Source organism: Micromonospora sp. MP36 (genome assembly GCF_008119785.1).
Lineage (GTDB): Bacteria > Actinomycetota > Actinomycetes > Mycobacteriales > Micromonosporaceae > Micromonospora.
Genome location: NZ_VSFA01000016.1, coordinates 76581 through 100573, shown reverse-complemented (window position 1 = coordinate 100573; position 23993 = coordinate 76581). Strand labels below are relative to the sequence as shown.

The 23993-nt window shown below is 72.9% G+C and carries 20 protein-coding genes; 10 read left to right on the top strand and 10 right to left on the bottom strand.

Going from position 1 to position 23993, the window contains the following annotated elements; all coding sequences use genetic code 11:
* Window positions 1-66 precede the first annotated feature (66 nt).
* Window positions 67-1410, bottom strand: a complete 1344-nt coding sequence (locus tag FXF52_RS15340; RefSeq protein ID WP_148797570.1) for a class I SAM-dependent methyltransferase — start codon at window positions 1408-1410, stop codon at window positions 67-69.
* Entirely contained in the window at window positions 1407-2807 is a 1401-nt protein-coding gene (locus tag FXF52_RS15335; protein WP_148797569.1) for an FAD-binding oxidoreductase, read from the bottom strand. The genes FXF52_RS15340 and FXF52_RS15335 overlap by 4 nt, the downstream gene beginning before the upstream one ends.
* A 94-nt stretch (window positions 2808-2901) precedes the next feature.
* On the opposite strand from FXF52_RS15335, the gene FXF52_RS15330 reads away from it, so the two are divergent.
* A complete protein-coding gene (locus FXF52_RS15330; RefSeq protein ID WP_148797568.1) occupies window positions 2902-3372 on the top strand; it encodes an aminoacyl-tRNA deacylase in 471 nt (156 codons plus the stop codon).
* A gap of 9 nt (window positions 3373-3381) precedes the next feature.
* Here FXF52_RS15330 and FXF52_RS15325 read toward each other — a convergent pair whose 3' ends face one another.
* Window positions 3382-4104 carry a FadR/GntR family transcriptional regulator gene (locus tag FXF52_RS15325; protein ID WP_148797567.1) on the bottom strand — a complete coding sequence of 241 codons (723 nt, stop codon included), beginning with the start codon at window positions 4102-4104 and terminating at the stop codon, window positions 3382-3384.
* A 217-nt stretch (window positions 4105-4321) separates the two neighbouring features.
* Here FXF52_RS15325 and FXF52_RS15320 point away from each other — a divergent pair, with 217 nt between their 5' ends.
* The 5 genes from FXF52_RS15320 to FXF52_RS15300 all read left to right on the top strand — a co-directional run bounded on the left by FXF52_RS15320 (window position 4322) and on the right by FXF52_RS15300 (window position 10889).
* Window positions 4322-5938, top strand: coding sequence for an ABC transporter substrate-binding protein (locus tag FXF52_RS15320; RefSeq protein WP_148797566.1), 1617 nt, complete (start codon window positions 4322-4324; stop codon window positions 5936-5938).
* A 76-nt stretch (window positions 5939-6014) separates the two neighbouring features.
* Complete coding sequence (locus FXF52_RS15315; protein ID WP_148797565.1) at window positions 6015-6974, top strand: ABC transporter permease; 960 nt, start codon at window positions 6015-6017, stop codon at window positions 6972-6974.
* Complete coding sequence (locus FXF52_RS15310; RefSeq protein ID WP_148797564.1) at window positions 6974-8938, top strand: dipeptide/oligopeptide/nickel ABC transporter permease/ATP-binding protein; 1965 nt, start codon at window positions 6974-6976, stop codon at window positions 8936-8938. The genes FXF52_RS15315 and FXF52_RS15310 overlap by 1 nt, the downstream gene beginning before the upstream one ends.
* A complete protein-coding gene (locus FXF52_RS15305; protein WP_148797563.1) occupies window positions 8935-9960 on the top strand; it encodes an ABC transporter ATP-binding protein in 1026 nt (341 codons plus the stop codon). Before FXF52_RS15310 ends, FXF52_RS15305 begins: the two co-directional genes overlap by 4 nt.
* Entirely contained in the window at window positions 9957-10889 is a 933-nt protein-coding gene (locus FXF52_RS15300; RefSeq protein ID WP_148797562.1) for a dihydrodipicolinate synthase family protein, read from the top strand. Before FXF52_RS15305 ends, FXF52_RS15300 begins: the two co-directional genes overlap by 4 nt.
* A 67-nt stretch (window positions 10890-10956) precedes the next feature.
* On the opposite strand, the gene FXF52_RS15295 is transcribed toward FXF52_RS15300, so the two are convergent.
* Window positions 10957-11940, bottom strand: a complete 984-nt coding sequence (locus tag FXF52_RS15295; RefSeq protein ID WP_148797561.1) for an acetylxylan esterase — start codon at window positions 11938-11940, stop codon at window positions 10957-10959.
* Window positions 11941-12062: 122 nt separating this feature from the next.
* Window positions 12063-12761 carry a FadR/GntR family transcriptional regulator gene (locus tag FXF52_RS15290; protein WP_148797560.1) on the bottom strand — a complete coding sequence of 233 codons (699 nt, stop codon included), beginning with the start codon at window positions 12759-12761 and terminating at the stop codon, window positions 12063-12065.
* A 211-nt stretch (window positions 12762-12972) separates the two neighbouring features.
* On the opposite strand from FXF52_RS15290, the gene FXF52_RS15285 reads away from it, so the two are divergent.
* Complete coding sequence (locus FXF52_RS15285) at window positions 12973-14955, top strand: beta-galactosidase (RefSeq protein ID WP_148797559.1); 1983 nt, start codon at window positions 12973-12975, stop codon at window positions 14953-14955.
* A 43-nt stretch (window positions 14956-14998) separates the two neighbouring features.
* Here the strand turns inward: FXF52_RS15285 and FXF52_RS15280 are convergent, their stop codons facing one another.
* A complete protein-coding gene (locus FXF52_RS15280) occupies window positions 14999-16225 on the bottom strand; it encodes an exo-alpha-sialidase (protein ID WP_148797558.1) in 1227 nt (408 codons plus the stop codon).
* Window positions 16226-16359: 134 nt separating this feature from the next.
* Between FXF52_RS15280 and FXF52_RS15275 the strand changes: the two genes are divergently transcribed.
* Complete coding sequence (locus FXF52_RS15275; RefSeq protein WP_148797557.1) at window positions 16360-16644, top strand: DUF427 domain-containing protein; 285 nt, start codon at window positions 16360-16362, stop codon at window positions 16642-16644.
* Window positions 16645-16702: 58 nt separating this feature from the next.
* A complete protein-coding gene (locus FXF52_RS15270; RefSeq protein WP_148797556.1) occupies window positions 16703-17443 on the top strand; it encodes an RICIN domain-containing protein in 741 nt (246 codons plus the stop codon).
* A 147-nt stretch (window positions 17444-17590) separates the two neighbouring features.
* Here FXF52_RS15270 and FXF52_RS15265 read toward each other — a convergent pair whose 3' ends face one another.
* Window positions 17591-18892 carry an MFS transporter gene (locus FXF52_RS15265; RefSeq protein WP_148797555.1) on the bottom strand — a complete coding sequence of 434 codons (1302 nt, stop codon included), beginning with the start codon at window positions 18890-18892 and terminating at the stop codon, window positions 17591-17593.
* A 52-nt stretch (window positions 18893-18944) separates the two neighbouring features.
* Between FXF52_RS15265 and FXF52_RS15260 the strand changes: the two genes are divergently transcribed.
* Window positions 18945-19937: a GlxA family transcriptional regulator gene (locus FXF52_RS15260; RefSeq protein ID WP_148797554.1), complete on the top strand. Its 993-nt coding sequence runs from the start codon at window positions 18945-18947 to the stop codon at window positions 19935-19937.
* A gap of 5 nt (window positions 19938-19942) precedes the next feature.
* Here FXF52_RS15260 and FXF52_RS15255 read toward each other — a convergent pair whose 3' ends face one another.
* The 3 genes from FXF52_RS15255 to FXF52_RS15245 form a co-directional block, all read right to left on the bottom strand.
* Entirely contained in the window at window positions 19943-20419 is a 477-nt protein-coding gene (locus tag FXF52_RS15255; protein ID WP_187413513.1) for a hypothetical protein, read from the bottom strand.
* Between the two features lie 115 nt (window positions 20420-20534).
* Window positions 20535-22487: a VWA domain-containing protein gene (locus tag FXF52_RS15250; RefSeq protein WP_148797552.1), complete on the bottom strand. Its 1953-nt coding sequence runs from the start codon at window positions 22485-22487 to the stop codon at window positions 20535-20537.
* Window positions 22488-22489: 2 nt separating this feature from the next.
* Window positions 22490-23977: a sigma 54-interacting transcriptional regulator gene (locus FXF52_RS15245; protein ID WP_148797551.1), complete on the bottom strand. Its 1488-nt coding sequence runs from the start codon at window positions 23975-23977 to the stop codon at window positions 22490-22492.
* Between the last annotated feature and the right edge of the window lie 16 nt (window positions 23978-23993).

The following is a 23993-nucleotide window of genomic DNA, read 5'->3' as shown; positions in this document are numbered from 1 at the left end:
CTTCTTTGTCAATGGGTTCGACGAAAGGCCGCGCGAACCGCGCGGCCTTTCGCTGAACCGATGAGGTCAGGGCGTCCAGTCGGGACGTAGCGGGTAGCCGTTGACCCCCAGCGGGCCGTTGTGGGTGGCCAGCACCTGGTGCAACTGGATGTCGTTGCGCTCGAAGGCCAGCCGGGAGCCGGCCATGTACAGCCCCCACACCCGGGCGGTGCCCAGACCCACCTCGCCGACGCAGAAATCCCAGTGCTCGACCAGGTTGCGGCACCAGCCCGCCAGCGTCAGCGCGTAGTGCTGCCGCAGGTTCTCCTCGTGGTGCACCTCCAGCCCGGCGTCGTGGATCTCGCTGACCAGGCGACCCGGCCCGGCCAGCTCACCGTCGGGGAAGACGTACCGGTCGATGAAGGCGCCGGAGCGGTGCGGGGCGCGGTTGTCGGCGCGGGTGATGCAGTGGTTGAGCAGCCGGCCGCCGGGCTTCAACCGCTCCTTGAGCGCCCCGAAGTATGCCGGGTAGTTGCGCACCCCGATGTGCTCGGTCAACCCGATGGAAGAGATGGCGTCGAACTGCTCCCGCGGCGCGTCCCGGTAGTCCAGGTGCCGCACCTCGGCCAGCTCACCCAGCCCCTCCCGCTCGATCGCCGCCTGCGCCCACTCGGCCTGCGCCCGCGACAGGGTCACCCCGAGCGCCTTGACGCCGTATTCCCGGGCCGCGTGCCGGACCATGCCGCCCCAGCCGCAGCCGACGTCGAGCAGCCGCATCCCCGGCTTGAGCGCCAGCTTCCCGGCGACCAGGTCGTACTTCGAACGCTGCGCCTCCTCCAACGTGTCGTCCGGGCTGCGGAAGACCGCGCAGGTGTACGTCATCGACGGGCCGAGCACCTTCTCGTAGAAGGCGTTCGAGACGTCGTAGTGGTGGGAGATCGCGCTGCTGTCCCGGCCGCGCGAGTGCCGCAGCCCGGACATCACGCGCTTCCAGCGCGGCGCGGCCTCCTGCGGCGGGGGCGGCGGCGGCATCAGCCGCTCCCAGCCCAGTCCCTTCACCAGGGCCAGCGCCTCACCCACCGGCGGCAGTCGCAGGTGCAACTCGTCCTTGAGCACCTTGAACGCCTCGTACGGGTCGCCCGGGTGCACACCCTCCAGCCCCAGGTCGCCGCTCACGTACGCCCGGGCCATGCCCAGGTCGCCGGGGGCGGTGAGCAGGTACGACAACCCGCGCGGGTTGCGGATCGCCAGGGTGATGCCGGCGTCGGCCGGGCCGACGGCGCTGCCGTCGTAGCCGGTGATGCGGAGGGGCAGGTCGCCGGTGGTGACCGCGCGGACCACGTCCGCCACGGTCGGGTCGGTACGCCGGCCACCCGCCGGCGGGTTGCTCGGGGTGCTCGCCGCCCCCTGTTCACGGTCGGTCAGGCTCATGCTCTTGCTACCGCCTTCTCGTACAGTCCGGTCAGCCGGTGTTCCGGGTCGTAGCGGTCCTTCACAGCGCGCCAGGTCTCCCCGCCGTAGAGCCGGTCGAACGCCGCCCGGTCGTAGTACGCGTCGGAGTAGAGCGACTTGTGCCCGCCCACCTCCGACACCTTCCGCTCGATCTCCCGGTTGACGTCGCCGTCCGCGGCGCCCTCGGCGATCGGCACGCTGCCCCAGAAACCGACGTTCACATAGCTCTCGCCCGCCTGGAGGGGATACAACGGCCAGGCCCGGGCGGATCCCGGACCGGCCGGCTCGCGCAGCCGCAGCGGGCACAGCCAGACCGGGCTCATCCGCACCGTCCGGGCGAACCACCGCAGGAAGTCGGCGGTGCCGTCGAGCGGGATCTCCACGTCCTGCACCACCCGCTCCCGGGCCGGGTTGCCGCGCCAGCGGTCGATCCGCGCGGCCACCTGATACCGGTGCTCCAACCGGACGATCCGATGGTAGAAGTCACTGCGCCGGTAGCGGGCCGGCCAGAGCCGGCGGACCACCGGATGCTGCACCCCGAACGCCGCCGAGCACCAGAACCAGTCGGTGTCCCAGCGCCACAGGTAGTCGTAGCCCGTCAGCACGTCCCGCGTGAGTCGCTGCAGCGACCGGTAGTAGATCTCCTGGCCGGTGTAGTCGCTGGGCCGCCCCTGCGGGTCGTCGGTGAACGTGGCGAGCACCAGGTACGCCTCGCCGGGGCTGAACATCACCGCGTCCATCCCGTCGACCGGGTCGCCCTCCCAGGAGCCCTTGGCGATCACCTCGCCCATCGCGTCGGTCAGCTCCTCCAGCCGGGTGAACCGGATGTTGCGCAGGGCCACGAACCGGCGTATCGGTTGCAGCTCGATGCGCAGCCGCGTGGCGTAGCCAAGGCTGCCGAGCGAGTTGGGGAAGGCCCGGAACAGGTCGGCGTGCTCCCCCTCTGGCCGGGCGGTGACGATCTCGCCGGCCCCGGTGAGGATGTCCATCTCGTACACCGACTCGTGCGGCAGCCCGTTGCGGAACGAGGTGGACTCGATGCCCAGCCCGGTCACCGCGCCGCCCAGGGTGATGGTGCGCAACTGCGGCACGACCAGCGGCATCAGCCCGTGCGGCAGGGTGGCGTCGACCAGGTCCTCGTAGGTGCACATGCCCTGCACGTCGGCCGTCCGGGCGGCCGGGTCGACGGCGATCACCCCGGTCAGCCCGCTCACGTCCAGGCCGGGGGTGCGCGGCGCCGATCTGGGACGGAACAGGTTCGAGGTGCGTTTGGCCAGCCGCACCGGCTCACCGGCGGGCACCGCGGCGTACGACCGCCGCAGGGTGTCCACCGCCTGATCATGGTCGACCCGATGATCCACACGGTCCGCAGGCATGAGATCACATTACGCCTGTTCGGCGAGGTTGGCGGGATGTCCACCGTGGGCCGTTTCACATCCACCGGTCGGCCGGCGGGTTACCGTGGCGGGCATGCCGTCCCCCGCGCTCGCCGCCCTCGACGCCGCCGGACTGCCGTACCGGGTGATCCGGCACGGCCCGGTCCGCAGCCTCGCCGAGGCCGCCCGGGCGCGTGGCGTGGCCGTCCCCGACGTGGTCAAGACCATCGTGGTACGCCGCGGCGAGGACGACCACCTGTTCGTACTCACCCCCGGCGACCGGGTCATCTCCTGGCCCAAGCTGCGCGCCCTGCTCGGGGTGAGCCGGATGTCCATGCCGGACGCCGAGGCGGCCCGGGCGGCCACCGGCTACGAACGTGGCACCATCACCCCGTTCGGCTCCACCACGGCCTGGCCGGTGGTGGCCGACGCGCGGCTGCGCGGCCGGGAGATCACCCTCGGCGCGGGCGAGCACGGGGTGGCCGTGGCGGTCGACGCGGACGCCGCCCTCACCGCACTGGACGCGACGGTCGCCGACGTGACCGACCCGGAACCGGCGCGCTGACCGGGAGCGTCAGCGCCCGCCGCGTAGCCGGGCCAGCCGCCCGCGTACGCCGTCGAAGTGGGCTTGGACCGCGGTGAGCGCCTGCTCCCGATCGCCGGCGACGACCGCGTCGTAGATCGCCCGATGGCGGCGCACCACCTCGGCCGGCGGTTCGACCGGCGTGCCGAGGTCCAGCCGCAGCTGGTGGAAGACGTCCCAGAACGCGCCGAGCAGCTGCCCCACCAGGGGATTGCCCAACGGCGCGTAGAGCACGTCGTGGAAGAGGCGGTCGGTCTCGGGCGACACCGTTCCCACCTCGGCCTCCTCGGCCATGCGGGCCAGCACGTCGGCCGCGGCGGCGAGTTCGCCGTCGTCGCGCCGGTCGATGAGCTGCATGACCAGTCCGCTCTCCAACGCCTCCCGGATCTGCATGAGGTGAGCGAGGTGGTGGCCGCCGTCGGCGGGCGTGACCTGACCGTGGAAGGCCAGCTCGTCGACCAGTCCGCCGAGGGACATCGGTCCGACGAACATGCCGAACCCGTGCCGGATCTCCACGATGCCGACGGCCTGGAGCGCCTTGAGCGCCTCCCGCACCGAGTTGCGACTGATCCCGAGTTCCCGCATCAGCTCCGACTCGGTGGGCAGCGGATCACCGACGCCGAGGCGCCGGTCGAGGATCAGCCTCTTGACCGCCTCCCGGGCTTCGGTCGCCCGACTTAGCCGAGGGCGGACAGGACGGTCGGCAACGCTCATGTTCTGGCACAACCTTCCGCTGGACATCCTATGACCCCGAGCTCACGGGTGACCGCCAGCCGGGCCGCAACCGCCGCAATCTTCCGGAAACCTCGTCGAAGCATTTCTCTTGACCCGGCTGCGGCGGCCGCTCTAGCCTCCACCCTAACCCAAGACGTGGGATGTGGAACGTCCCACCTCCTCAAGATTCCACCGACCTCGATCCGTAGGAGGCACCGTGAGCGCCCCGGTATCCCGGCCCCACTACAGCCGCCGCGACTTCCTGCGCCTAAGCGGGATCATCGGTGCGGCCGCCGCCGTGACCGCCACCATCTCCGCCTGTGAATCCGGACCGGCCTCGACGAGTTCGGTGGGCGCCGGCGCCGACAAGGACCTCGTCACCGCGGTCATCGGCTACGGCAACGACCAGAGCTGGGACCCGACGATGACCGCGTCCGCGTTCACCATGGCCGCCAACAACCACATCTACGAGGGCCTCGTCGAGACGGACCCGATCACTCGCCAGCCGTACCCGGCGCTCGGCACCGAACTCCCCACCGACCTGCAGGGCACCTCGTGGAAGTTCACCCTGCGCGACGGGGCGAAGTGGCACGACGGCCAGCCGGTCACGGTCGACGACGTGCTGTTCACCTTCGAGCGGGTGCTCAACCCCTCGACGCTGGTCAGCTCCTTCTTCCGTGCCTGGCTCAAGGAGGTCCGCAAGGTCGACGACAAGAGCGTCGAACTGGTGTTCAACTTCCCCTTCCCGGACGCCCTGCCCCGGCTCTCGATCGCGAAGATCATGCCGAAGCACGTCTACGGCGCACCGGGCGGCTGGGACGCGGCCAAGGCAGGCAAGGCGGTCGGCTCCGGGCCCTACCGGCTGACCGCACACAACCCGAAGTCCAACAGCACCTTCGAGGCGTTCACCGACTACAACGGCCCACGCAAGCCCCGCTTCAAGAAGATGAACTGGCTGTCGATCGTCGACAGCTCCGCCCGGGTCGCCAAGATCTCCGGCGGATCCGCGGAGGCGCAGATCGCGGACAACATCCCGTACGCCAACATCGACCAGCTCAAGAAGTCCGGCCTCACCGTCGAGGGCGGCAAGGGCATGAACCACATGTTCCTGATGTTCAACACCGGCGCGAAGCCGTTCGACGACGTCCGGGTCCGCCAGGCGCTGCTCTACGCCATCGACACCGGCAAGATGATCGAGGTCGCACTCAAGGGCCACGGAACCCCCTCGACCAGCTTCCTCAACGAGCAGAACCCGTCCTACGCCAAGGCGAAGACCGTCTACGCGTACGACCCGGCCAAGGCGAAATCGCTCCTCGCGGCCGCCGGGGTGACCAACCTGTCGATCACCCTCATGGCGGTCAACGTCAGCTGGATCGCCGACTGCCTGCCCACCATCGCCAACTCGTGGAACGCGATCGGCGTCAAGACGACCCTGCAACCGCAGGACACCAGCGCACTGTTCACCAAGATGGACCAGTCCCAGGACTACCAGGTCGTCGCCGCCGCCTCGAACCCCAACCAGTTCGGCCTCGACGCCGACCTCATCCTCCGCTACAACTACACCGCCGGCGGCACCTGGATGAAGTACACCAAGTGGGACAGCAGCCCGCAGGCCAAGAGCCTCTTCGCCATGATGGACCGCGCCACCCGCGAACCGGACCAAGCCCGCAAGCTCGAGCTGATCCACCAGTACCTGGACGTCATCGCCGAGCAGGCCGTGCTCTACCCGGTGGTGCACACCGAGCTGATGACCGCCTGGGACCCGAAGAAGCTGACCGGCATCCGCGCCCAGGCCTACCCCGGCATCAACCTGCTGCAGGCCGAACCCGCCTGACGGCCCGCGGGCGGGCGGCGCCACCCGCCGCCCGCCCGGACCGCACCCGCCGGAAGCCCCCGCCGAGGAGACCACCGTGGCCGTGATCGCCAGAATGTTGGTCCGCCGCCTGCTCGTCCTGATCCCGCTCCAACTAGGCGTGATCCTCTTCGTCTTCATCATCATGCGGTTCTCGCAGAACAAGCCCGAGTACGCCTACTTCCAGGGCGCCAACCCCACCCCGGAACAGATCCACCAGTTCCAGGTGGAGAACGGCCTGCTCGACCCCCTACCGATCCGCTACCTGCGGTTCGTCGGCGACCTCGCGCACGGCGACATGGGCACCAGCGTCCTGACCCGGGCGCCGGTGCTCGACTCGGTGCTCACCGCACTGCCGCTGACCCTCCAGCTGACCTTCCTCGGCCTGCTCATCGGTGTGGTCACCGCCCTCGTCTTCGGCGTCACCGCGGCGATCTTCCGGGACCGCTGGCCCGACCAGCTGATCCGGGTCGTGTCCCTGACCGGCGTCGCCGCGCCGTCCTTCTGGCTGGCCCTGCTGATGATCCAGTACCTGGCGGTCAACGCCGGCCTCTTCCCCACCGGCGGCTACATCAACCCGGCCGACTCGTTCACCGGGTGGCTACGCTCACTCACCCTCCCGGCGCTGGCCCTGTCACTGCCCGTGGCCGCCCAACTGACCCGCATCGTCCGGACCTCGATGGTCGAGGAACTGGACAAGGACTACGTACGCACCGCGATCGGCAGCGGCCTGCCCTCGGTCGTGGTGGTCGGCCGCAACGTCCTACGCAACGCCCTGATCAACCCCCTCACGGTGCTCGGCCTGCGGGTCGGCTACCTGCTCGGTGGCGCGGTGGTCATCGAGACCATCTTCTCCCTGCCCGGCATGGGCAAGCTGATGATCGACGGAGTGACCAACGGGGACCCCGCCGTCGTCCAGGGCGTGGTGCTGACGATCGCCACCGGATTCGTCGTGGTCAACCTCGTCGTCGACATCCTCTACCTACTGGTGAACCCCCGCCTCAGGAGCGCCGGCTGATGCGTAGACGACTCACCGAACGGCTGGCCCGACCAGGCATCGGCTTCCGGCGGCTGCCACCGACGTCCTGGATCGCCCTCGGCGTGCTCGCCGCCGTCGCCCTCGCCGCGATCCTGGCCCCGGTCATCGCGCCGCACTCCCCGCTGGCCCAGTTCTCCACCGGCGGCGGCCCCTCCGGCAGCCACTGGATGGGTCTGGACAGCGCCAACCGGGACATCCTCAGCCGACTGCTGTACGGAGCCCGCTGGTCCCTGATCATCGGACTCGGCGCGACCGGGCTGGCCCTGCTCGCCGGATCGCTGATCGGCGCCGTCGCGGCCACCTCCCGAAAGTGGGCCGACGAGGCGATCATGCGAGTCCTCGACGTGGTCATGGCGTTCCCCGGCATCGCGCTGGCCGCCGTCCTCGTCGCGGTCTTCGGCGGCGGCATCGGCGTGCTGGTGGCCGCGATCGGCTTCCTCAACACCCCGCCCGTGGCCCGCATCGTCCGGGCCAACGTGCTCGCCCAGTACAGCGAGGACTACGTCGCCGCGGAGAAGATCATCGGCGCGCCCAAGGCGTACATCCTGGCCCGGCACGTCGCGGTCAACTGCGCCGCACCCATCCTGGTCTACTGCACGGTCACGGTCGCCGACGCGATCGTCTTCGAGGCCTCGCTCTCCTTCATCGGCGCCGGCGTCCGCCCACCCGACCCGTCCTGGGGCAGCGTCATCGCCGACGGCCGGAACCTCGTCCTCCTCGGTGGCTGGTGGGCGACCGTCTTCCCCGGGCTGCTGATCCTGCTCACCGTGCTGGCGCTGAACATCCTGTCCGAGGGCATCTCCGACGCCTGGGCGACACCCGCCGCCCGCCGCCCCGCCGCCCGCCGCGACGGCGACGTCGACCAGTACGAGCAGGTCCAACCCGGCACCGACGGCATCACCGAACTCCCCGGGCTCGCTGAGGCAGCCCACCGGCTCGCCGAACGCGCCCGCCCGCTTCCCGACGGCCCACCGATCCTGCGGGTCGACGACCTGGCCATCGGCTTCGACGGCCGGCACGACGGGGTGGACATCGTCGACGGCATCTCCTTCGAGGTCCGCTCCGGCGAGGTGCTGGGCCTCGTCGGCGAATCCGGCTGCGGCAAGTCACTCACCGCGCTGACCATCATGGGCCTGCAACCACGCGACGCCCGGGTCCGCGGCAGCGTCCGGTTCGCCGGCGACGACCTGCTGCGGATGTCCCGCTCGGCACGGCGCCGGCTGCTCGGCCACGACATGGCGATGATCTACCAGGACGCCCTCTCGTCGCTGAACCCGGCGATGACCGTCCGCGCCCAGCTCAAGCAGGTCATCCGGCGCGGCGGCCGGCGCAGCGCCACGGAACTGCTCGAACTGGTCGGACTGGACCCGGCCCGGACGCTCTCCGCCTACCCGCACGAGCTGTCCGGGGGCCAGCGGCAGCGGGTGCTCATCGCCATGGCCCTGTCCCGGGACCCGAAGCTCATCATCGCCGACGAACCGACGACCGCCCTGGACGTCACGGTCCAGGCCCAGGTGATCCAGCTGCTGCTGCGGCTCCGCGCCGAACTCGGCTTCGCGCTGATCCTGGTGTCCCACGACCTCGCCCTGGTCGCCGACGTCACCGACCGGGTCGTGGTCATGTACGGCGGCCAGATCGTCGAGACCGGGGTGACCGCCTCCCTGGTCGGCGCGCCCGCCCACCACTACGCCCGCGGACTGCTCGGCTCGGTGCTCTCCCTGGAGGCCGGGGCGACCAGGCTGACCCAGATCCGCGGCGTGGTGCCGTCCCCCGCCGACTTCCCGGCCGGCTGCCGCTTCGCCGACCGCTGCCCCATGGCGACCGAGGTGTGCCGCACCGTCACCCCGGAACTGACCGGCGAGCCGCACCGGCACGCCGCGGCCTGCCACCACCCCGCGATCGAGCTCGCCCAGCCGGTACCGGCGGAGACGGAGGCCCGATGAACCCCCCGACCGGGAGCCCCCTGCTGGAACTCGCCGACGTGCACGTCGTCCACCGGGCCCGCTCCGGCGGCCTCTTCTCCCGCGACCGGGTGTACGCCCTGACCGGCGCGGATCTCACCGTGGCGCCCGGCGAGACGGTCGGCGTCGTCGGCGAGTCCGGCTGCGGCAAGTCGACGCTGGCCCGGGTGCTGGTGGCGCTGCAACGGCCCACCGCCGGCACGGTCCGCTTCCGTGGCGACGACGTGTGGTCGATGCCGGAGGCGCGGCGCCGGCGCACCATCGGCGCGACGACCGGCATGATCTTCCAGGACCCGGCCACCGCGCTGAACCGGCGGCTGCCCGTACGCCGGATCCTGCGTGACCCGCTGGACGTGCACCGCCGGGGCACGCCGAGCGACCGCGACCGGCGGGTACGCGAGCTGCTCGACCTCGTCGGCCTGCCGGCGAGCTGCGCCGACCTGGTGCCCGGCCAGCTGTCCGGCGGGCAGCGGCAACGGGTGGCCATCGCCCGGGCCCTCGCCCTGGATCCCGCGCTGGTCGTGGCGGACGAACCGACCAGCGCGCTGGACGTGTCGGTGCGCGCCCAGATCCTCAACCTGCTGCTGGACCTCAAGGAACAGCTCGGGTTGGCGATGGTGTTCGTGTCGCACGACATCCAGACGGTGCGGCGGATGAGCGACCGGGTGGTCACCATGTACCTCGGCCGCATCGTCGAGCAGGCACCCGCCACCTCGGTGCCGCGGCACGCGCGCCATCCGTACACCCGCGCCCTGTTCTCCGCCACCCCCGGCCTGCTCTCGCCTATCGAACCGATCCCCTTGTCGGGCCTGGTGCCCTCCGCAACCCGGCCGCCGTCCGGCTGCCCGTTCCGCACCCGCTGCTGGAAGGCGGACGAGACCTGCGCTCGCGAACTTCCCGCGCTGCAGGACCTGGCCGCGGGCCACCGCCTCCGCTGTCACCACCCCGTCCAGGACGGTGCCACCGACCTGGAACTGATCAGCCAAGCACAGGAGCGTCCATGACCATCGCCACCGCACTCACCGGCGTCATTCCTCCGGTCTGTACCCCGCTGACACCCGACTTCGAGGTGGACACCCGGTCGCTCGAGCGGCTCGTGGACCACCAGTTGCAGGGCGGGGTGGACGCCCTGTTCGTGCTCGGCTCCTCGTCCGAGGTGGCCTTCCTGCCGGACGGTCACCGCAAGGCAGTGCTGGACACGGTGATCGGCCACGTCGCCGGGCAGGTGCCGGTGCTCGCCGGAGTGATCGACATGACCACGCTGCGGGTGCTCGACCACGCCCGGGTCGCCGCGGCGGCCGGAGCCGCCGGGCTGGTGGCCACCGCGCCGTTCTACGCCCGGACCCACCCGATGGAGATCGACGCGCACTTCCGGACCATCGCGGACCGGATCGGGCTGCCGCTGTACGCCTACGACCTGCCGGTGTCGGTGCACAGCAAGCTCGGCGCGGACCTGGTGCTCGGCCTCGCCGCGGACGGGGTGCTGGCCGGGCTGAAGGACTCCAGCGGTGACGACGCCGGCCTGCGAGGGCTGCTCCTCGGCCGGCGGGACCGGCCCGAGATCACCGGCTTCAGCGTGCTCACCGGCTCGGAACTGACCGTCGACTCGGCGCTCTGGATGGGCGCCGACGGGGTCGTACCGGGCCTCGGCAACGTCGACCCGCACGGCTACGTCCGGCTCTGCCAGGCTGCGGCGGCAGGTGACTGGGTGGCCGCCCGCACCGAGCAGGAGCGGCTGCTCCGCCTGTTCGAGCTGGTGTTCGTGGGTGCGCGCCGGATGGGGATGAGTTCGTCTGCACTCGGTGCTTTCAAGGCCGCACTGCACCTGCGGGGCATCATCGACCACCCGACCACGGCGCTGCCCCAGGTGCCGTTGAACAGCGAGGAGACCGCGCGGGTCGGCAAGTACCTGACCGACGCCGGGCTGCTCTGAGCGCCGGCAGCCGGCCGGGCGGTCTCTCGGTCCGGCCGGCTGCCGACCCCCCTCGACCGCGCTCGGCTCAGCCCGCTACGGGTGGCACCCGCTTGCAGAGCCAGCGCAGCTGCTCCACCCGCTGGAACGCGGCGCCGCCCTCGTGCCCGTTGTACGGCCAGACCACGAGGTCGCGGTCGGCGCCGGCGTACTGGTGGTAGGCGGCGAACACCGTCGACGGAGGACAGATCCGGTCCGCCAGCGCCACCGAGAACAGCGCGGGAGCCTGGGCGCGGGACGCGAAGTTGAGGCCGTCGAAGTAGCTGAGCGTGCGGAACACCGGTTCCACGTCACGCCGCCGGGTCTGCAGGTACGACGCCAGTTCCGCGTACGGGCCGGCGTCGGTGACGTCGACCGCCCGGCGGAAGTGGCACAGGAACGGCACGTCCGGCAGGACCGCGGCGAGCCCGTCGACCAGGCCGGCGACGGCCAGCGCGATCCCGCCACCCTGGCTTCCCCCGGCGACCACGATCCGGGTGGCGTCGACCCCGGGCAGCGCCGACGCGGTCTCGACCGCCCGTACCGCGTCGGCGAAGACCCGCCGGTAGTAGTAGTGCTCCGGGTCGGTGATGCCCCGGGTCAGGAAGCCGTTCGCCTGCGGTGTGCCGGATGGGTCGGGGTCGGGGGTGTCCCCGGTGAGTGACCCGTCCGCGCCCTGGCCCCGGGTGTCCATCACCAGGTGGGCGTAGCCGGCGGCGGTCCAGAACAGCCAGTCGTGCGGCAGGCCGCGACCGCTGCCGTAGCCGATGTACTCGACCACGCAGGGCAGCGGGCCGCTGCGGTGGCGGGGCAGCAGGAGCCAGGCGCGGACCGGCTGACCGGCGTATCCGGCGAAGGTGACGTCGTGCACCTCCACGGTGGCGAGGCCGGCGTCGTACGGCTCCACCCGGGCCGGCCAGGCCGCGGCGGCGGCCTCCTGGATCGTCCCGGCCCAGAATTCGTCGAAGTCGTCGGGTTCGGTCCGGGCCGGCCGGTATTCGCGCAGCTGTTCCAGTGGCCAGTCACTGAGCACAGGTTTCGCCTTCCGTCGCCAGGGGTCGCGTCAGAAACGGGGCCAGCCTACGTCGGACGTGGGATGTCCGGAAGAGGCGGTAGACGGATTTGCGCACGACCGGGGAAAGAAGACGCCGGGAGTCAGGCCGACTGCCGACCGGCCTCGGCCAGCCACCGCTCCGCCCGGGCGATCCTCGCCTTGACGTCGCGGAAGTGCCGGCGCATGGCCTCCTGCGCACCGCCGCTGTCCCGCGCGCGCAACGCCTCGACGATGCGCCGGTGGTTGGCGACGATGTCCGCGGCCCGGTCCTCGGGCGGCCCGAGGGCCGGCTCGACCTCGTGGTAGACGTCCCAGAACAGCCCGATCAACTGGAGCACCAGCTCGTTGTCACACGCCTCGTAGAGCAGCGAGTGGAAGGCGCGGTCCGCCTCCTTGTCCCGGGCCATCGCCGTGACCAGCGCGTCCAGCGCGGCCAGCTTGGTCTCGCTGATGTCCTGCGCCACCGAGCCGATCAGTCCGGTCTCCAGCAACTCGCGGACGGCGACGAGGTCGTGCAGCGCCCGGACCCCGTGCCCCGGCCGGGTCCGCACCCGGAACGCGAGCGACGGGGTGAGCACGTCCAGCGGGGCGTGGCCGACGAAGGTGCCGAAGCCGTGCCGGATCTCCACGATGCCGAGCGCCTGCAGCGCCCGGACCGCCTCCCGCACGCTGTTGCGGCTCGCCCCGAGCAGCTCCATCAACTGGGGCTCGGTCGGCATCGGGGCACCGGGGGCCAACTGCCGCTCATGGATGAGCGCGACGATGCGCTCCTGCAGGCTCTCCTTGCCACGTGCCCGCATCTTGCCTCCCACACTCCATCGTCTCCTCGCGCTCCTAACATCCCACGTCGTGACGGTGACGAAGCGAGGCGGTGGGAAGAATTTACACGGCGGCCCCGCTTGACGACGACTACACCCGGTCCTATGTTGCCCGGAACAGGCCAGGACATCCCATGTCCTGCTTGCCTGACCTGTTGGCATTCCGGCGCTGCGCCGAGCAGAAGGGGATCCGATGACGCTCATGTACGGCGGGGACTACAACCCGGAGCAGTGGCCCGAGGAGGTCTGGGCCGAGGACATGAAGCTCATGGTCGAGGCCGGCGTGTCGCTGGTCTCGGTGGGCATCTTCGCCTGGGCCCAAGTCGAGCCGCGACCCGGAGAGTACGACTTCGCCTGGTTCGACCGGGTGATGGACCGGCTGGCCGAAGCCGGTATCGGCGCGAGCCTGGCGACCATGACCGCGTCACCGCCGGCCTGGCTGGCCCGCCACCACCCGGACACGCTGCCCCAGCGGGCCGACGGGGTGCGGCTGTGGCCGGGCGCCCGACAGCACTACTGCCCGTCGAGCCCGGTGTACCGGGAACACGCCGGCCGGCTGGTGGAACAGATCGCCACCCGGTACGCCGACCATCCGGCGCTGCGGCTATGGCATGTCGGCAACGAGTACGGCTGTCACGTCCGGGCCTGCTGGTGCGACGTCTCGGCCGAGGACTTCCGGCGCTGGCTGCGGGCGCGCTACGGCGACCTCGACACGCTCAACGCCGCCTGGTCCACCGCGTTCTGGTCCCAGCGCTACGACGACTGGGCCGAGATCATGCCGCCGCGTACGGCCCCCACCTTCGGCAACCCGGCCCAGAAGCTGGACTTCGCCCGGTTCAGCAACGACGCGATCCTGGCCTGCTACACGCTGGAGCGCGACATCCTGCGCCGGCACACCCCGGACGTGCCGGTGACCACGAACTTCATCGGCCTGGTCCACAAACCGATCGACTCCTACCGCTGGGCCGCCGAACAGGACGTGGTCAGCCTCGACAGCTACCCCGACCCGTACGACCCGCGCACCCACGTCGAGGCCGCGTTCGGCTACGACCTGGTCCGGTCGGCCCGCGGCGGTCAGCCGTGGCTGCTCATGGAGCAGGCGCCCAGCGCCGTGAACTGGCGGGAACGCAACGCCCCCAAGCCACCGGGGGTGATGCGGTTGTGGAGCTGGCAGGCGGTCGCCCAGGGCGCGGACGGGGTGCTCTTCTTCCAGTGGCGGCAGGCCGCCGGGGGCGCGGAGAAGTTCCACTCGGCGATGCTGCCGCACACCGGACCGGACACCCGTACGCACCGCGAGGTCCGCCACCTCGGCACCGAACTCGGCGCCGCCGCCGAGCTCGCCGGCACCCGGGTACGAGCCGACGTGGCGCTGCTGCACGACTGGCCGAACTGGTGGGCGGTGGAAGGGGACGCCCATCCGGCCCCGCTGGACCTCCTGGCCGCCCACCGGGCCCACTACGCGCCACTGTTCGACGCCCACGTGACCTGCGACGTGGTGTCACCGGACGCCGACCTCAGCGGCTACCGCCTGGTGGTCGTACCCAACCTCTACCTGCTGCGGGAGACGACCGCCGCCGCGTTGCGCGACCACGTCGAACGCGGCGGGCACCTGCTGGTCTCCTACTTCTCCGGGGTCGTCGACGAGACCGAGCGGTGGCACGTCGGCGGGGCGCCGGGCCCGCTGCGCGAGCTGCTCGGGCTGCGGGTCGAGGAGTTCTGGCCGCTGCCCGCGGCGGGCGCGATCGGCCTGGACCTCGACGGCCAGGTGGGCCGGGGCCTCGAGTGGTCGGAGTGGGTCGAGCCGGCGGGCGCGGAGGTGATCGGCCGCTTCACCGACGGCGAACTGGCCGGGCGGCCCGCCGTGCTGCGCCACCGCCACGGCAGCGGCACCGCCTGGTACCTGGCGACCCGGCCGGAACCGGCCCTGATGCGGGCATTGCTCGACCGGGTGCGGGCGGAGGCCGGCGTCGAACCGGTCCTGCCCGGCCTGCCCGAGAGCGTCCAGGCCGTCCGCCGGCACGGCACCGACCGGTCCTACCTGCTGCTGCTCAACCACGGCGCCACCGAGGCCACGGTCACGCTGCCGGAGCCGGCGGTCGACCTGCTCGGGGACGTGCACCAGCCGGTCGACACGGTCACCCTCGCGCCGCGCGGCGTCGCCGTGCTGCGGTCCTGACGCCCCGGGTGCGCCGCGGCGGTCGCCGCGGCGCACCCCCTGCTCAGCGGCGTGGTGGCAGGTCACCGACCGACACGCGCCGGAAGGTTATGGTCTGGTACGGGCCGGTGCTACCCGTCTCGTACAGCACGCCGACGGTCCGGTTGTCCAGCTGCACCAGGTCGGAGTACCCGGCCGGCAACCCGGACAACGCCAGCGCTGGCTGCCAGGTGGCGCCCTGGTCGGTGCTGGTCCGCAGCGTCATCACCGCCCGGCTGTTCGGATCGGCGGGGCCGGAGTAGAGCAGCGGCGCCTGCCGTCCGGCCAGCTGCAGGACGCTGCCCTGCACGACGGGCCCGACCAGGGTCGCCTGCGGGCGGTACGGCTGCACGAGCGTCTCCCCGCCGTCCGCGCTGTAGGTGTCGGCCCGGGTGCCGGGCGCGCTGCCGTTCTGGTCCCGGCTGTTCAGGTAGAGCCGGCCGTCCGGCAGTTGCGCCGCCGTCGACTCGTTGACGTTCAGGTAGCCGTCAGGGTTGTCGTCGACCGCGCCGATCTGCCAGCTCTGCCCGTCGTCGTCGCTGTACAGCAGGTGGCCGCCGTAGTACTTCGCCTCCGTGCCGAGGTCGGGCGAGCCGGCCGGCGGGGCGATCGAATGGTTGGCCGGGACCACCAGTCGCCCCGCGTGGGCGCCCCCGGTCAGCCGTACGGCGTGACCCGGTCCCGTGGCGTACCACCGCCAGGTCGACGCCTTGGCCTGGTCGGTGATCTCGCGGGGAGCCGACCAGCTCGCCCCCTCGTCGTCGCTGTACTGGACGAAGACCCGGCGGCTCTGCTCGGGGGTCACCTCGCCGCGCATGATCTCGGCTTCCGACGCGTCCCCGGCGTTCACCGTGGACAGCAGCACGAGGCGGCCGGTCGAGGTCAGGACCGGTGCCGGGTTCCCGGCTGTGTCCGGCCCCCGCTCGTGGACCACCTGCAGGGGCCCCCAGGTGCAGCCGCCGTCACCGGACCGTTTCAGGACGAGGTCGATGTTCCCGGCGTCGCCGAGCGATCCGGCCCGGCCCTCGGCGAAGGCCAGCAGAGCCCCGGACCGGGCGGTGACCACCGCCGGGATCCGGAACGCGGTGTAACCCTCGGTGCCGGAGACGAACGGCACCGACGTGTCGCAGTGGCGGGGGCCGCCGGCGGGGGCCGCTACGGCCGGTGCGGTGCCCGCGGCCAGGGAGGCACCGAGCGTGACACCGGCGAGGGCGATCGCCGAAAGGGATGACCGGGCGGTGAAGGCGGGCATGCGCACCTCTCTCGTGGTGGTCGGTGGTCTCCATGGGCGATGAGGCCAGGAGGTAGGACGTCCACTGTCCGATCCGACGCTAAAGGTGGGTTTCGAAGTGGTCAAGCTCGCACCCGCCGGCCTACGGTGGCAGCATGCCGAAAGCCGTCTGGAACGACCTGGTCATCGCGGAGAGCGACGACACCGTGGTGGTCGAGGGCAACCACTACTTCCCCCGTGCCGCGCTGCGCGCGGACCTGATCCGCGACTCGGCCACCCACACCGTCTGCCCGTGGAAGGGCACCGCCTCCTACTACACCCTCGAACACGCGGGCCGCACCAGCCCGGACGCCGTCTGGTACTACCCGGACCCGAAGCCGGAGGCGGAGATGGTGCGCGACCGGGTGGCGTTCTGGAAGGACGTCCGGGTCGTCGATTGAGTCACGCCCGCACCGGGGCGGCTCGCCAACCGCGTTCGCCGTGGGTCAGGATGCCCCCATGTCCGCGCCACACACCGACCCGCCCGGCACCGTCTACGGCGCCCGCCGCCCGGCCCTCCTGCGGTTGCCGCAGGACCCGCTGATGCGGATCGCGCTGGGCGTCGCCGTGGTCGGCGTACTCCTGGGGGCGTTCTTCGCCACCGGGGTGCTCGGTGGCGGCACCGACCGGCCGGTGGTGCCTGCGGCGGCCGTGCCGACCCCCTCGGCGAGCGAGTCGAGCGCGGCCGCGCCCACCACGGAGGCCACGCCTACCGCGGCGGCCACACCCACTACGGCCGCCCCACCGTCGCCGACGACCGCGCCGGCCCCGCCCCCGGCCCCCGCGGCCGGGCCGAAGGTGTTCCGAGGCGTCCCCTCCGGGCGTTGCGTCGGGGTGACCGGCGGCGAACCCGAGGGCGCGCAGGCCGCGCTGGCCGACTGCACCGGCGGGCCGGAGCAGCAGTGGGTGGCCACAGCGGTCGCCGCCGACGTGTTCACCCTGGCCAACGCGGCCAGCGGCAAGTGCCTGGACGTCTACGGGCAGAGCGCCGACGACGGCGTGAACGTGGTGCAGTGGTCCTGCAACGGGCAGGCCAACCAGCAGTGGCGGCTCGCCCCGGCCGGCGCCGGCGTGGTGCTGCTGGTCGCCGTGCACAGCGGCAAGTGCGCGCAGGTGCGCGGCGCCGGCAACGAGCCGGGCAGCCAGCTCGAACAGGCCCCCTGCACCGGCGCCCCCGAACAGCAGTGGGCGATCGGCTGAGCCTCCACCGGGCACCGCACGGTCGCCGACGTGGCGGTGTCCGGCCGCCGGGTCGCCGATGACGCGGTGCCCGGCCCGGGCCGCCGCCAGGTCGTCGATGTCGCGGGGTCCGGCGGACGCGGATGCCGCGACCTCGGCGATCCGGCGTCAGCCCCGGTAGCTCCACGCCCGGGGGCCGGCGGCGACCGGCATCGCGACCGGCACGGGCATCGGCTGCCGGCGGCGCAGCAGCAGCGAGAGCCCGGCCGCCCCGATCGACAGCGCGCCGGCCGCGTACCAGGCGAGGGCGTAGTCGCCGAGCTGGTCGCGGACCAGGCCGGCGCCGGTCGCCGCCACCGCCGCGCCGATCTGGTGGGCGGCGAACACCCAGCCGAACACCACCGCGCCGGACGCGCCGAAGTACTCCCGGCACAGCGCCACGGTCGGCGGCACGGTGGCCACCCAGTCCAGCCCGTAGAAGACGATGAAGACCAGCATGCTGGGCTGCGCGGTGTCGGCGAACAGGGCCGGGAGCACCAGCAGCGACGCGCCGCGCAGCGCGTAGTAGACGCCGAGCAGCAGGCGGCTGTCCACCCGGTCGGTGAGCCAGCCGGAGGCCACCGTGCCGGCGATGTCGAAGAGCCCGACCAGGGCGAGCAGACCCGCGGCGGTGGTCTCCGGCATGCCGTGGTCGTGCGCCGCCGGCACGAAGTGGGTGCCGACGAGGCCGTTGGTGCTCGCGCCGCAGATCGCGAAGCCGCCGGCCAGCAGCCAGAACGGCCGGGTCCGCGCGGCGGCGGCGAGCGCGCCGACCGCCCGGGCCGCCGCCCCGCCGGCCGGCGGCGTCGGGGGTGACACCTCGGTCGCGCCGTAGGCGGGCAGGCCGAGATCCGCCGGGTGCTCGCGCAGCAGCCACGCCACCAGGGGTACGACCGCCAGCGCGGCCCCCGCGACGACCAGCGCCGCCACCCGCCAGCCGTGGTCGCGGGCCAGCACGGCGACCAGCGGCAGGAAGACCAGCTGCCCGGCCGCCCCGCCGGCGGTGAGCACGCCGGTGACCAGCCCCCGGCGGCGGACGAACCAGCGCCCGGTGACCGTGGCGACGAAGGCCAGCGCCATCGACCCGGTGCCCAGCCCGACCAGGACGCCCCAGCAGGCGATGAGCTGCCAGCTCGCGTTCATCACGACGGTCAGCCCGCTGCCGAGGGCCACCAGCAGCAGCGCGCCGGCCACCACCCGGCGGATGCCGAACCGGTCCATCAGCGCGGCGGCGAACGGGGCGGTGAGCCCGTAGAGCATGAGGTTGACCGAGACGGCGGCGGAGATGGTCGCCAGCGGCCAGCCGAACTCGGCGTGCAGCGGGTGCAGCAGCACCCCGGGCGTGGCGCGGAAACCGGCCGCGCCGACCAGCGCCACGAAGGCGACGGCGGCGACGGTCCAGGCCGGGTGGAGACGGCGGGATCGGGTCACGCTCCGAGTCTCGGGGTGGGCGGGCCGCACGACGAGTGGCCGGAAAGCCATCATGCGCAATAATCGGGCCATGGCTGTCGTCCCGCACCGGATCGCCGTGCTCGCCCTCGACCAGGTGGTCGGCCTGGACCTGGGCACCCCCTCCCAGGTCTTCGGCACCGCCCGCACCGACGACTTCCAGCAGCTCTACACCGTCGACGCCTGCGCCCCCGGCGGCGGCCCGGTCCGCAGCACCGCCGGCTTCCAGGTCCTCCCCGACCACGGGCTGGAGCTGCTCGACGCCGCCGACACGGTGATCGTCCCGGGCATCCACGGCGGCCCGCCGCTGGAGGACGGGACGCTGGCCCCGGAGGTGACGGCGGCGCTGCGGGCCGTCCACGAGCGGGGCGCCCGCCTCATGTCCATCTGCACGGGCGCGTTCGTGCTGGCCGCCGCCGGCCTGCTCGACGGCCGCCGGGCCACCACCCACTGGGCGTACGCGGAGCGCTTCCGCCGGCTGCACCCGGCCGTCGACCTCGACCCGGACGTGCTGTTCATCGACTCCGGCAGGGTGCTCACCTCGGCCGGGGTGGCCGCCGGCCTCGACCTGTGCCTGCACGTGATCCGCACCGACCACGGCAGCGAGGTGGCCAACCGGTCGGCCCGGCGCTGCGTGGTGCCGCCGTGGCGGGACGGCGGCCAGGCCCAGTACATCGAGCGCCCGGTCCCGCGGACGGCGGAGACCGGCACCGCGGCCACCCGGGAGTGGGCCCGGCAGCGGCTGCACGAGCCGGTCGCCCTGCGGGACCTGGCCGCCCACGCGCGGATGAGCGTACGCACCTTCACCCGGCACTTCCGCTCCGAGACCGGGCTCAGCCCGGCACAGTGGCTGCTCCAACAGCGCACCGAACACGCCCGGCTGCTGCTGGAGACCACCGACCTGAGCGTCGACCAGATCGCCCGGCACGCCGGCTTCGGCACCACCGCCGCCCTGCGCCAGCACTTCCACCAGCGGGTCGGCGTCGCCCCCACCGCCTACCGCCACACCTTCCGCCGCACGCCCTGACGAGGTCAGGCGAGATGCGGTTGGCGGCGTAGCGCGCGGAGCTGGGCCAGGTGCATGGGCAGGTGGACGCGGGTGTGCAGGTCCAGCGCGCGACCCCAGGGCAGGGTGTCGGCCACATCCAGGTCGAAGCCCTCCCGCAGCACCGTCTCGACCGGGGTCTCCGCGGACGGTCCGAGGCGTTCGGCGAGGGAACACAGCTTCTGGCTGGTCGCTCGGAGCAGGGCGGCCAGCCCGTCCAGCCCGCCGCACTCGGAGACCAGCGCGTCGAGCTGCGGGCGGTGGATGGTCTCCAGGTCGTAGTACGCGAACGGCGAGCCGGCCAGCACCGCCTCGGTCGCCTCGCTCATCAGCTCGTCGCTGGCGGCCAGGTGGGCGACGATCTGCTCGGCGCTCAACTCCCCCTCCGCGGGCGGCCCGAACCCGCCCGCGTCCACCTCCGCGAGCACCGCCTCGTACGCGCGCCGCAGCTCGGCGGCGTCCACGTCGTCCATGCCCGCATCCAACCCCGTCCCCGGACGGCAGCGCCGCGGCTACCCCGCCGGGTTCACCCGGACGGGGCCGCCGGACCCGTACCCGCCGGGCCGGGCCGGCGGCCGGTCAGCGGCGGCCGCGGCGGGCGCGCAGGTAGTCGGAGACCACATACTCGCCGAGGTCGTCCAGATCGGGGGTGAACAGCCGCCCCCCGGACCGGCGGGCCACCGCGTCCACGAAGCGACGCAGACCCGGATCGTCGCCGAGCATGAAGATGTTCAACGTGGCGCCGTACCGGGTGAGCCGGTCCACCTCGCGGATGGTCGCCTCGATCGTCTCCGGCAGCGGCGGCCAGTGGAAGTACGCCTCGCCGTCCTCTGGGTCCAGGTGCGCGGTCGGCTCCCCGTCGGTGACCACCAGCACCACCGGCTCGGCTCCCGGATGGCGGCGCAGATGCCGGCCGGCCAGCCGCAGCGCGTGCTGCAGGTTGGTGCCCTGCTGCAGATCCGGCTCCACCGCCGCCAGCTCCTGCTGGGTCAGCGGCAGCGCCTGTCGACCGAACCCGATGATCTGCAGCGCGTCCTGCGGGAACCGGGTCGCCACCAGATGCGACAGCGCCAACGCCGTCTGCTTCATCGGCCCCCAGCGCCCCTGCGAGATCATCGAGTACGACAGGTCGACGCAGAGCGCCACCGCCGCCGACGCGCGCCGCTCGGTCTCCACCACCTCGAAGTCCTCGACCGCGAGCTGCACCGGCACGGCCGGGCCGGCCCGCCGTACCGCACGGGTCAGCGTGCGCACCACGTCGAGGGGCTGCTCGTCGCCGTACTCCCACTGCCGGGACGCGCCGCTGACCTCGCCGGCCGCACCCGCCGAACGCAGGTCGTGCTGGCCGCGCGGGCCGGCCGTCAGGTCGGCGAAGACCCGCCGCAGGGCGGTGCCGGCCAGCCGGCGCAACGCCTTCGGGCTGAGCGTCAACCCCTCCGCGTCCCGGGTCACCCAGCCCTGCCGGCGCAGCTCCCGCTCCAGGTCCCGCAGCCGGCGTACGTCGTCGGCCGCGTCCCGACCCAGCGTCCGGGTCACCGCGTCGACGTCCACGTCGTCCAGGGTGGCGCCCGGCTGGTCCTGGTCGAGATGGTCGAGCAGGTCGTCCAGCTCGGCGAGCTCGCCGAGCGCCCCGGCCGCCTCGCCGTAGCCGAGCGGCCGTTCGCCCCGGACCCGCTCGCCGCGCTGCCAGTTCAGGTCCGGGCGCAGCGCCCGCAGGTGGCCGTCGAGCTGCGACAGCTCCCCGGCCAGCTGCTCGCCGAGGGACTGGCGCATCAGCCCGGCCAGTTCCTCCCGTTGCCGGTCCGACAGCGACCGCATCAGCCGCTCCCCCGCCGCCGCCCGCCGGGCCAGCACGTCGATCAGCTCGTCGACGTCCTTCGGCCGCTCCGGGAAGAACTCGCCGTGCCGGCGCATGAACTCGGCGAACGCGTCGGTGGTGTCCTCGGACCGGGCGTGCCGGGCGAGCAGGTCGTTGAGGTCGCGCATCATCTCGGCGAGCTGCCGCTGGGCGGCCGGGTCGGCGGCGGCCCGCGCCGCGTCCCGCAGCCCGGCGAAGCGCTGCTCCAGCACCTCGCCGCGCAGCCCGTCGAGGATCCGCTGGTACGTGGCCCGGGCCTCGGCGCTGGCCCAGTCGTACCCGGACAGCTCCTCCACCGCGCGGGCGGTCGAGCGGGGCAAGTTGTCCAGCACCGCCTCGGCGAAGCGGGCATCGTCGCCGTCCCGGCCGCGCAGCTCCTCCCGCTCGGCGGCCAGGGCCTGGTCGAGCAGCGCCCGCGCCCGGGTCACCGCGCCGTCCAGATCGCCCCGACGCAGCGCCTCGCGGCGCAACCGCCGGGCCCGGGCGGCCAGCTCGTCCAAGCCGCCGCGCCCCTGCGGGCCGCGCCGCAGCAGGTCCCGCAGCGCCTCCCGCAGGCTGCCGCCCGCGAGGACCTCCGCGCCGACCGCGTCCACCGCGGCCCGCACGTCGTACGGCGGAGCGAGCGGGTCGGGCCCACCGCGCCACTGCCCGTACCGGAACCGGTTGCCGGCCATGCTCAGCCCCGGCCGCCGTAGACGGTGCGCCCGGAGTCGGTGACGTCCTTGCCCAGCCGGCGGGTCAGGTGCAGCCCCTCCAGCGCGAACTCGATCCCGGCGGCGGCCTCCTCGGGGCTCGGCGCGTCGCCCAGGCCGAGCCGGTCGAGCACCTTGGCCAGCCCGGGCACGGTGCCGACCTGGCGCAGCAGCTCGGCGGAGGAGACCAGCTCGCCGGTCTCGATCACCCCGCCCTCGGCGACCAGCGCGGTGAACCCGGACAGGTCCAGCCCGGCCAGCCGGGCCCGGAACGTCTCCGCAGTGGCGGTACGCAGCAGGTGGGCCAGGATCTCGATCTCCCGCCCCTCCTCGCCGCTCTCGAACTCGACCTTGCCGCGCAGGGTGGAGGTCACCGAGACCGCGTCGCCGACCCGGGCCACCGGCGCTTCGGGGCGTACCACGGAGTCACCGGCACCGGGCGCGGCGCCGTCGGCCGCCGGAGCGGCGAGCAGGCCGGCGCGGCGCAGCGCGGCCGCCGCGACGGTCTCCGCGGCGGCGATGGCGAACCGGGCGGACACGCCGGAGCGCGGATCCACCGACGGCGACTCCCGCACCGCGCGGGCGAACCGGGCGAGCACCTCCAGCACGTGCTCCGGCACCTCGGCGACCAGGTCGGCCTCCTGCCGGATCAGCGCCAGCTCCAGCTCCAGGTCAGCCGGGTAGTGGGTGCGGATCTCCGCGCCGAACCGGTCCTTCAGCGGGCTGATGATCCGGCCTCGGTTGGTGTAGTCCTCCGGGTTGGCGCTCGCCACCAGGAGCAGGTCGAGCGGCAGGCGCAGCTGGTAGCCGCGGACCTGGATGTCCCGCTCCTCCAACACGTTCAGCAGCGCCACCTGGATCCGCTCGGCCAGGTCGGGCAGCTCGTTGACGGCGAAGATGCCCCGGTTGGTACGCGGCACCAGTCCGAAGTGGATGGTCTCCGGGTCGCCGAGCGTACGCCCCTGGGCGATCCGGATCGGGTCGACGTCGCCGATCAGGTCACCGACGCTGGTGTCCGGCGTGGCCAGCTTCTCGCCGTACCGCATCGAGCGGTGCAGCCAGCCGATCGGCAACTCGTCGCCGCGCTCGGCGACGAGGGCGCGAGAGGCGGGGGTGAGCGGGTGCATCGGGTGCTCGTTGAGCACCGAGCCCGGGATGACCGGGGTCCACTCGTCGAGCAGCGCGCCGAGCGAACGGATCAGTCGGGTCTTGCCCTGGCCCCGCTCACCGAGCAGCACCATGTCGTGGCCGGCGAGCAGGGCCCGCTCGACCTCCGGCAGCACCGTGTCCTGGTAGCCGACGATGCCGGGGAAGCGCTCCTCGCCGGCGCGCATCCGGGCGAGGAGGTTGTCGCGGATCTCCTGCTTGACCGTGCGGTAGCGGTGGCCGGACGCCCGCAGCGCGCCGAGGGTGTCGGGCAGGTCGGCGGGCGGGACCGGGGAAACCTGTTTTGGCGCAGTCACCCGAACCACGCTAGCGCGGCCGGGT